This is a genomic window from Psychrobacter sp. 1Y4 (genome assembly GCF_051847555.1).
Window position 1 is genome coordinate 20,376 of record NZ_JBPYDE010000021.1, and the last position, 9,688, is coordinate 30,063.

General features: G+C 41.1%; 7 protein-coding genes. 3 read left to right on the top strand and 4 right to left on the bottom strand.

The annotated features are described in order from the left end of the window. Positions 1–17: 17 nt before the first annotated feature. Positions 18–2,234 (bottom strand): heavy metal translocating P-type ATPase, encoded by a 2,217-nt coding sequence (locus ACS8FC_RS13285; protein WP_439297131.1) that lies wholly within the window; start codon positions 2,232–2,234, stop codon positions 18–20. A 142-nt stretch (positions 2,235–2,376) separates the two neighbouring features. Here ACS8FC_RS13285 and cadR point away from each other — a divergent pair, with 142 nt between their 5' ends. Then, positions 2,377–2,787 (top strand): Cd(II)/Pb(II)-responsive transcriptional regulator, encoded by a 411-nt coding sequence (gene cadR, locus ACS8FC_RS13290; RefSeq protein WP_011513679.1) that lies wholly within the window; start codon positions 2,377–2,379, stop codon positions 2,785–2,787. A gap of 148 nt (positions 2,788–2,935) precedes the next feature. Here the strand turns inward: cadR and ACS8FC_RS13295 are convergent, their stop codons facing one another. Then, entirely contained in the window at positions 2,936–3,658 is a 723-nt protein-coding gene (locus tag ACS8FC_RS13295; protein WP_011513678.1) for a CHAP domain-containing protein, read from the bottom strand. A gap of 799 nt (positions 3,659–4,457) precedes the next feature. Then, positions 4,458–5,108 carry a DUF411 domain-containing protein gene (locus tag ACS8FC_RS13300; RefSeq protein ID WP_102092551.1) on the bottom strand — a complete coding sequence of 217 codons (651 nt, stop codon included), beginning with the start codon at positions 5,106–5,108 and terminating at the stop codon, positions 4,458–4,460. Positions 5,109–5,347: 239 nt separating this feature from the next. Between ACS8FC_RS13300 and lnt the strand changes: the two genes are divergently transcribed. Further along, positions 5,348–6,916: an apolipoprotein N-acyltransferase gene (gene lnt, locus ACS8FC_RS13305; protein ID WP_181718485.1), complete on the top strand. Its 1,569-nt coding sequence runs from the start codon at positions 5,348–5,350 to the stop codon at positions 6,914–6,916. A gap of 186 nt (positions 6,917–7,102) precedes the next feature. On the opposite strand, the gene ACS8FC_RS13310 is transcribed toward lnt, so the two are convergent. Beyond that, positions 7,103–8,029 (bottom strand): cation diffusion facilitator family transporter, encoded by a 927-nt coding sequence (locus tag ACS8FC_RS13310; protein ID WP_181718484.1) that lies wholly within the window; start codon positions 8,027–8,029, stop codon positions 7,103–7,105. Positions 8,030–8,269: 240 nt separating this feature from the next. On the opposite strand from ACS8FC_RS13310, the gene ACS8FC_RS13315 reads away from it, so the two are divergent. Then, complete coding sequence (locus ACS8FC_RS13315; protein ID WP_025652669.1) at positions 8,270–8,659, top strand: DUF6122 family protein; 390 nt, start codon at positions 8,270–8,272, stop codon at positions 8,657–8,659. Positions 8,660–9,688: the final 1,029 nt, after the last annotated feature.

A 9,688-nucleotide genomic window follows, 5' to 3' on the forward strand; every position in this document is an offset into this window, starting at 1 on the left:
ATTGATTTCGAAGGGTTTTATTTAACTACTTTAGGCGGAGTTACCAGTGGAGGCGCGCCTTTAAAGCGCAGTAAACGTAACGCATTGAGAGTAACGAGCACTGTTGCTCCAGCATCAGCTAGAACCGCAATCCATAGTCCAGTAATGCCGAATACGGTCGTGATCAGAAAGACGCCTTTGAGACCTAAAGCGAAAATGACGTTCTGATGAATGTTGCGCATGGTGGCACGCGAAAGTGCAATCAGATGGGCCATGTCTGTAACACGACTTTTTAATAATGCGATATCGGCCGTCTCAATGGCCACATCGGTACCACCACCCATCGCGATGCCAACATCAGCGGTTGCTAGTGCTGGCGCATCGTTAATACCATCACCCACCATCGCTATTTTTCTGTTATTCTTCATCTCGTTAAGCAAGCGCAGTTTGTCCTCAGGCAACAGCTCAGCTTCCCATTCCACGTCTAAATTACTGGCAAGTGCTTGAGCGGTTAAGCGGTTGTCGCCTGTTAGCATGACGGAGCGCACACCCATCGCTTTAAGTTGAGCCACACCTTCATGAGCGTCGTCTCGTAACTCGTCTCTTAGTGCGACCAATCCAAGCACTTCTCGACTTTGCTCATCGAAAAGAACTGAGACGGTCTTGCCCTCATTTTGCAGCGCCTCGATTTGTGCCTGTTGCTCGGCTGAAATTGATGCCTCATCTGCGGCATAAACAGGCGAACCGATAGCTAGCGCGCGCCCAGCGATAGTTGCGTGTACCGCTTTACCCGCAGTAGCAGAAGCTTTAGAAGCCACAGGTATGACAACTTTGGCGGCTTTGGCATGACTGACAATAGCTTCAGCAAGCGGGTGACTAGAACCTGTCTCCACACTGGCAAAGAGCGCCAATACCTTATCTTTACCTTGAGAACCCTGATCCTGAGAATCCTGACCTTGAACACTTGAATACTCTTGTGTAATGTCAACAACATCGGTCACGCGTGGTTTGCCTTCAGTTAAAGTGCCTGTCTTGTCAAAAGCGACTGTCTTCACTTGGCCGATGGTTTCTAAAGCACTACCGCCCTTGATCAGCAAGCCGCGGCGCGCACCGACCGCTAGACCAGAGGCGATAGCAGCTGGTGTTGAGAGCACAAGAGCACAAGGACAAGCGATCAATAATAAGGCTAGACCTCGATATAACCAAGTTGACCAATCTCCGCCCATGGTTAACGGTGGGACGATGATAATTAGGGCGGCAATAGCCATCACAGCCGGTGTATAGTAACGACTGAATTTCTCAATAAAACGGGCAGTGGGTGCTTTGGAAGCTTGCGCTTGCTCTACCAAATCAATAATGCGCGAAATAGTGTTATCGGCGGCTGTCTTTTCTACGCGCACTTGGAGCACACCATCGATGTTAATTGACCCTGCAAATACATTGTCACCCATCGTCTTGGCAACAGGAACAGACTCTCCCGTCACGGGCGAATCATCAAGGCTGGACGCACCTTGAACAATGGAACCATCAGCAGATACCCTATCTCCAGGACGCACCAGCACAAGGTCATTCACTTGTAGTGAAGTCGCTGGAACGTTACGCTGCCCACCTTGAGCATCAAGTAAAATCGCACTTTTCGGAACCAGCGATGATAAGGCTCTGATGCCAGCGCGAGCGCGATCAGCAGCGATACTCTCAAACAGTTCACCGATTGAGAACAAAAAGACAACCGCTGCGGCCTCTTCAGCTTCACCAATGATAAGTGCGCCAAGCACGGCGACGGACATCAGCGTTTCAATTGAAAAGAATGAACCTGTTTTAGCCAGTGCTAAGGCTTTGCGTGCAAATGGAAAAACGCCTACAATCACAGCGATGGCAAACACCCATATCCCATAAGCGGGCAACAGTAGTGACAGTGCATAAGCGCTGCCCATCAAAATACCGAGACCAACAACCTGTTTGCCTTTTTGAGTTTGCCACCACCGCTTATCCTGCGGAGCCATCTGATTGTCGCTGTCAATATCAATAGCCGATACAGTTTGTTGACCAGTATTGGCAGATATACCGAACCCTAGGCTTTTGATGGTTTTTTCAATATCACTAGCCTGAGTCGGCGCATCAGGGGCCAAGCTTAGCTCTAGCGTTTCTGTAGCAAAATTTAGCTCAACATCAGAAACCCCAGGCATACGTTTCAAAGCTGTTTCAATCTTGCCGATGCAACTGGCACAGTCCATACCTTCAATATGATATTTCATAATAATTTACCCTTTGAATAATGGTATTATGAACCCTCTAGTGGCTTTAGAGTCAAGGTTGTCTATCTACAGTTTTGTAAATTTAATTTCTCTAGCGCCAGTCTTTACAGCCACTTTAATTATTTAAATCATAGAGGTTATTATGACAATCAAAATTGGTGAGCTCGCTAAACGCACAGGTGCCACAGTGGAAACCATTCGCTATTACGAAAAGGAGCACTTATTACCTGAGCCTTCTCGCAGCGCAGGGAATTATCGTTTATATAATGAAGAGCACATTGAGCGTCTACAATTTATCCTACACTGCCGTACGCTTGACATGGCTCTAGACGAAGTACGAATCTTACTTGAGTTTTGGGAGGAACCTGATAAAGACTGTGGTGATGTGAGCTCCTTACTAGATAAGCAAATTTATGCTGTAGAAATACGAATGGAAGAACTGATGCACTTAAAGCAGCACTTGACTGTTTTGCGCCAGAAATGTGCAAGTAGTGCACCAGCGGTATCATGTGGGATATTAAAGGCTCTTGCCGATAATTCTTGTCATGAGTAATGATATTAGTAGTGTTCATTTCTGACTGATCAAATCATGAAAGGTTAAATACACCCTGATGTTAAGCACAAAAAAACCCAGCAATGATATTAAGATCACTACTGGGGTTGGAGGAAATAATAACTATGTTGTGCTGACTTATCAGGTCTTATTTATCATTCATAGCAAGGTAGATATTTCGATCTGATGCGGATGCGTCATCCACGTATTTTGAATCACGCCATGTGGTATAAGCATAGACACCACTGTATGGGCTGATGCTGTTCTGACGGAAATCAGAAATCCAGTTTTCGCCATCAAAGATTTGGATATGGCCATGTGGACGCTTTGATGAGCGATCATAGACAATAACATCACCTACTTGGGTTGGCATATCATTACTGATTTTGCTAAAACCTGCTTTATCAAGCGTGCCACGAGTGGCGTACTGATAGGCTGAAGGATTGGGGGTGAACTCATAACCTGCTGATTGTAGTGCTTTACGTACGTAACGGGCACAGTATCCAGAGCTACCAGATAGAGCCACTCGTGAAGCACGAGCAGCAGCGATAGCGGGGGCTGAATTGCTATCAGGAACTGTATTGACTTGCTGCTGTTGTTTTTCAGCGTATAAGCGGCTGTTTAATGATGAAAGCCGACTCTCTTTTTGCTTAGCCTGCGCACTTAGGTTGCTAATAGCTTGACTGATTTCGTCATTACTAGAAACATAAGCACCACTGCTAGTGCTATAGATGTTTTTTGATGAACCGTAGTTTGATGCCACAGAAGTATTGGTGATGGTATTATTTGTTTGAGAGATTGTGATAGCAGCACCACTCGTTTGTGCTATGCCCATACCCAGTACTGACAAAATCAATAAAGCCTGTTTCATAAATCTAATACCTACGGTTAATTCAAAATGGTCTGTTATCAACAACAGCGCAGTCAATTAAATTTCAACAACTCAAGTATATATACGTCATAGTGACTGATACTTCTGCTGCATATTATTCATATAAAAAATGATTATTGGCGATCACAGCATCATTGAAGTCTTACGAAGCTGTTGCAAATCAAGCTGCTGGCCAAAACACAAAGCCGACTTTAGCATAGGCTGTTTAGCCTGTCATCACCCTTAAAAACCCCAAAAATACTTTTTTGATGTTGAAAAAATTGCTAATATCCCACATTTTACAATGTAAGTTTGTGTAACATGTACAGAATATAGCTGACTAGATTGACCACAATTTCTACTGTTTTATAAGCAAAAAAAACGTCTGAGGGTTAAATCTATAATTTAGATTTAACCCTCAGACGTTTTTCTATTGGATGAAGTAATTACCCTATATAGGGTCTAACTAATTATTAAGATAATATAATTAATTTATAATATTAATATAGATGCTAATTCCCTACTAGCTTATGTAATATTACGTAATTGTTTCGATACATCCTGTATATTCTTGTATTAACCCTTAGTCATTTATCTATTTTAAGGGTTAATAACCGATAAATTCGCTTACATTGTCATCAAAAGTTACAAATTCAAAGTTATTTTTAATTTTAAAGTCGCAATAGCTAATGAATTTTTTGATGAAGAATCATTTTATAAGCAATAGAACAGTCTTATACCTACCTCATTTACTTTTAACGCTAACACTATAATCAAAGTATTCTTAACTGCTAACACACTATAATTGCTGCTCTACCGATTCAATATCAGCATAAACTTGGGTTGTCCCGTCTTTATTGAGCTGCATAACCTGATAGGGCATGAATTTATTTTGATACTCCATACCTGGGCTACCAATAGGCATGCCAGGTACGGCAAGACCCATAGCTTGTACTGGCGGATTTTCTAAAAACTGCGCCATATATTTAGCGGGTACATGACCTTCAAAGACGTAACCATCCGTAGTGACTACAGTATGGCAAGAACGCATTTCATTTGGAACGCTGTAGCGCTCTTTAAATACGGCTAAGTCCGCAACATCTTGCGCGGTTGCACTTAGACCATTATCTTCTGCATGACTTATCCATTCTTTACAGCAGCCGCAATTGGCATCTTTATAGACAGTGGCTGAGACGTTTTTTAGTAAGTCTGGTTTACTTACTGACCTTGTCATCATGTGAGCACTTTTAGCGTTTGGTTCATCTTCCTTTAAAGTGATAGCTGTTGCATTTTCGGTTGTTACTGATGTTGTGTTTGCATCAGATACGCCACTACTCGGTTGGCTACAAGCAAATAGTGATGAGGCGGCAAGTAACACCAGCGTACCACGCAACCCCTTAGACAGATGACGATTGAATATAAGACTGGATTTTATTTTTAAGGGGGTCATAGTGCTCTCTCATGTACTGTAAATATTGTGAGCTATAGAAGGTCAAGTAACACTTCATATCGTTTGGTAATGTAGCATAATAACCCATCAAACGGGGTACGTAAATTTATACATTGAGCAGTGCGGACTGGTATCATAAGCAGTTTTTATTTTGAAATGCTGCCTGTAGTATTAACGGGTCTATCTGAGTTTTGGATTTTGATTAAAAATTCAAGGCTCATAATTTTGGATAATTTGCGATGCACCTGTCTACTATTAGTCTACAAAAGCGTTTGAGTACTCACTTAAATCAATTACCGCTATGGCTTACGCTAGTAGCAGCATGGCTTGCAGGGGCTATTTTTTTATTTGCATTATCGCCTTATGGGTTCTGGCCGCTAGCAATAGTGTCACCAGCGATTTTATATGCGCTGTTGGTGCCAAATATGAGTGGTCGTCGCGCTTTTATTATCGGTGAAGCTTACGGTATGGGGCTATGGTGCGTCGGCGGCTTTTGGCTCTATACAGCTATCCATGATTATAGCGATACTCCAACGTGGCTCGCATTGATTATGATTGGATTGATGGGTCTCGGTATGGGACTGTTTCATGGATTTTTAGCACTAGCCTTTAACCGTATGGTAGGCAAACAACCCTTTTCATTTGCTGCTCTTTGGGTGCTACAAGAATGGTTAAAAACTTGGTTATTCACAGGCTTTCCGTGGCTGTTTGTTGGTTATGCGTTTACTGAAGAGTATTGGTTATCGTCCTTAGCACCCGTTGCTGGTGTTTTTGCCGTCTCTTTTGTTGCCATACTATTGGCTGCAAGTTTAGTAGAGCTACTGCTTCGGCGCAGTAGTTATGCCGTCGTTTCTGTACTGTTATTAGCCATTAGCACATCATTATGGCTGGTCAATCCGCAATGGACAAAACCTAAGGGCACACCTGATCTGTCAGTGTCATTGATTCAAGGTAATATTTCACAAGATATAAAGTGGCTGACTCAATATCAAGTAGAAACGCTAAAGATTTATGCGAAGTTAACGCGCACTGAGTGGGGACGTGATGTTGTGGTGTGGCCTGAATCATCTATTCCGATGTTTCAGGATGAGGCTGCGGGCTTTATTAGTGAAATGATAGAAATGGCTAATGCGACCAATACGACATGGATAACTGGTATCCCTTATAAGGATAAAGTGGCATTCAATGCCAATACGGATAAGTATCCCCCATTTTACAATAGCGTGATTGCTCGAGGTGTAGAAGCGGAAGGCCTATACAAGAAGCAGCGTCTGGTGCCTTTTGGAGAGTATATTCCATTTGAAGGCGTGCTCGATATTTTCCCAAGTTTGGCCGGTAGTCAGGATATTAAGAGCTATAGTCGTGGTAGTGATCAGCAGTCACCGCTACAGGTGCGTGGACACAATATAGGGACGGCTATCTGTTATGAGGTAGCTTATCCAGATACCACGCGTAAAAATGCAATCGATACTGACTTTTTGTTGACCGTCTCTAACGATGCCTGGTTTGGCACTTCAGCAGGACCATTGCAACATTTGCAAATGGTACAAATGCGCGCGCTTGAGAACGGGCGCTGGTTTATTCGAGCGACCAATACTGGTGTTACCGCTATCATTAACCATAAAGGTCGTATTGTAAAACGCGCACCGCAGTTTGAGCGTACTGTACTACGTGGTGAGATACAGGCACGGGTTGGTAACACTCCCTTTATGCTTATGGGAAATTATCCTATCTTGATAATAATAACCCTGTTATTACTACTAAGCTATTTTGGCCAAGGTCTAACCACACTTAGAAGACGAGGGTAATAGTAAACTTAATCATAATAATTTAATCAGCGTAAGTTTTTTATTTTTTCTAGGTAACGTCCTAACGCACGTAAATATAAAAGTTTTAAACTATTGATCACATAAGAACTGATTGAAAAAATTATGTCGACATAAGGCACGCGCCTCATACTTAAAAAGAGATAGCTATATACGGTCTATCATCTTTTAGTTGATACTTTCATTTAATGCACGCGATTTTTGATTGTCATCTGCCTTAGTACCAAATTCAATAGTTGCATGTTGTATATTCTGATGCGCCAAATCTTCCTTGATGTTTTCTTTCATAGTAATAGTCTCTTCAAACGTTATATCGGTCTTCGGTACAATATGAACTGTAAGAGCATTCTCAGTGGTACTCAAAGCCCAGATATGTAAATGATGAAAGTTTTGAATAAAATTATAGCTCTCTAAGATAGCAGTTATTTTACTGAGATCAACATTTTGAGGTACTCCGTCGATAGCAAGCTTGATACTCTCTTTTAGTAGACCCCAAGTCGATAACAGTATAACGACTGAAATAATCAAGCTAACTAGAGGATCAACGATATTCCAACTTGTATAGTAAATAATAATGCCCGAGATAACGACACCTACAGAGACCAATGCATCTACCATTAGATGCAAGAAAGCACCTTTGACATTAATATCGTCTTTTTGACCTTTGTAGAATGCAAAAGCAGAAACAGTATTTATAAATACACCTATTAGAGCTGTAATAATAATAACTTTTCCTGCAACTTCCGGTATGGTATCAAATCGACCCAAGGCCTCATACGCAATACCTATAACGATTGTAACTAACAATATGGCGTTAATAAGAGACGCCATTATAGAAGCTTTTTTGTAGCCATAGGTATAAAGCGTAGTAGATGCTTTCTGTGCTAATTTCATTCCAATTAACGAGATTATTAAACTGGCAACATCACTTAAGTTGTGGCTAGCGTCTGCGATTAAAGCTAATGAATTGATTGAGTAGCCCACTATGAACTCAATCAGCGTAAATGCAGAATTTAGACCAATTCCAATATAAAAAGCCTTATTCATATTTTTAGGGTTTGGAGCTTGATGACTGTGGTTATCTGGATTACTCATGATTCATCCGTATTTAGATTGCTGCATTTTAATTTGAAGAAAAATATATAAAGTCTATTAAATAGCTATTATGGTAATAAGTCTATATCTCATCTCAACCAGTGATTTTTTGGACAGGTATAATAATGAGAAGGTGAGTGTATGATGTATATATTTCACATGCAGTCGAAAGACAAAAATATCTTATGTTTTATCTGAGATTGATGTGCCACTACAAACTATCTTGAATCGGAAAAATCGATGAGTCAAACCGTTATCCATTATTTTCTACATTTTGGCATGCCGTTGATTATCGCCTATATGTTTTTTCGTAGTGACTATAAGCGAGTTTATTTGATCCTAATAGCAACCATGCTAGTTGATTTAGATCATCTTCTAGCGACACCTATCTTTTCGCCCAATCGTTGTAGTATTAATTTCCATCCGCTACATACTTATTATGCGATGGCAGTATATGCGGGCATGTTGTTTTTACCAAAGCCCTATAAGATAATTGGTTTAGGGTTATTACTGCATATGTTGACTGATTTAAATGACTGTATAATGACCTATATTAATTGTCCACAGTGTTTGAGTCAGGCTCCTGCCCGTGAGTTGGTAGCGTGGTTAGGCAGAGCTATTAAGTTTTAATACGGTTGTGACTACATTCCTTTGTTCAGAGGATATAGTCTAAACAGAGTTTGTGGCACAGCCAGCTATCAGTACAGTGGATAGTGGAGGAATGGTAAAGATAATTTTCAAGTTATACTCCTACTTAAACCACCCTAGTATGGTTGGAAATTTAACGTCTTGTGAGTATGTACTAAATGCTAACTTCAAAATAATTGAAATACTTACGCTAAATGATGATAAAAAAAGCCTAAGCAATTTAATGCAGAACTAGATATTAAAAACCTAGTCTATATGTCAAACAAAAAAATGCCTCTGGGAGTTGACTCCTAGAGGCATTTAGTTTTTAATGTAATTAACGGTTACAGTGTGCGTCAACACGCTGTAACGAACAAATAAGCATGTGAAGTGCGTTATTTGAACAGCATTAAATGCCCGTATAAGTGCATTTTATCTTAAAGTCTGCTCAATATCAATATACCTACCGTATACTTATTCGCTCGTTACATCCTCGTGCAGCTCTCTCTGTAATTGTTACCCGTCAAATGGGTGGCAGGCCTCGGTGACGACTGCGTTTGACATAAGGGTGAGCTCCCTACAGGGGTGACTAGACAAAGGATCAGAGCAACGCAATGAGTGGTTACTTGTGCATATCGTAGCGGTATATTGGGCGAACGCCCTTGCTAGCGTATGACAGCACAGTAGCGGTTATGAGCGTGTCTAGGCGGTGCTATCAGCCGTAATCATAACAGCCGTAGCTTGATACAGTGATACGGTCTTGATGACGCGATGGGCGATGAAGTCGGCATGACTAATCACATCAAATCCAAGGAATGCACTAAAGTGTTTGTGAGTGTTTTTATTATACTCATAACTGCTTTAGGGTGAGTGTTCCTTGAAATCTGCTCAAGGCTCCAAAATCAGCATAAACTCACTTAGGCTAATTTAAGTAGTATATAGCCCACTAGGCTATATACTATAAGAGTCCAGAGAAAAATTTAGAATAGTTAATATACAACAATCACTTATTCAGTGAGTCGATATTGTCAT

What these genes read in the sequence shown, in the direction of transcription:
- ACS8FC_RS13285 (WP_439297131.1), bottom strand. Translation starts at nt 2,234, where the DNA reads ATGAAATATCATATTGAAGGTATGGACTGTGCCAGTTGCATCGGCAAG.
- cadR (WP_011513679.1), top strand. Translation starts at nt 2,377, where the DNA reads ATGACAATCAAAATTGGTGAGCTCGCTAAACGCACAGGTGCCACAGTG.
- ACS8FC_RS13295 (WP_011513678.1), bottom strand. Translation starts at nt 3,658, where the DNA reads ATGAAACAGGCTTTATTGATTTTGTCAGTACTGGGTATGGGCATAGCA.
- ACS8FC_RS13300 (WP_102092551.1), bottom strand. Translation starts at nt 5,108, where the DNA reads ATGACCCCCTTAAAAATAAAATCCAGTCTTATATTCAATCGTCATCTG.
- lnt (WP_181718485.1), top strand. Translation starts at nt 5,348, where the DNA reads ATGCACCTGTCTACTATTAGTCTACAAAAGCGTTTGAGTACTCACTTA.
- ACS8FC_RS13310 (WP_181718484.1), bottom strand. Translation starts at nt 8,029, where the DNA reads ATGAGTAATCCAGATAACCACAGTCATCAAGCTCCAAACCCTAAAAAT.
- ACS8FC_RS13315 (WP_025652669.1), top strand. Translation starts at nt 8,270, where the DNA reads ATGAGTCAAACCGTTATCCATTATTTTCTACATTTTGGCATGCCGTTG.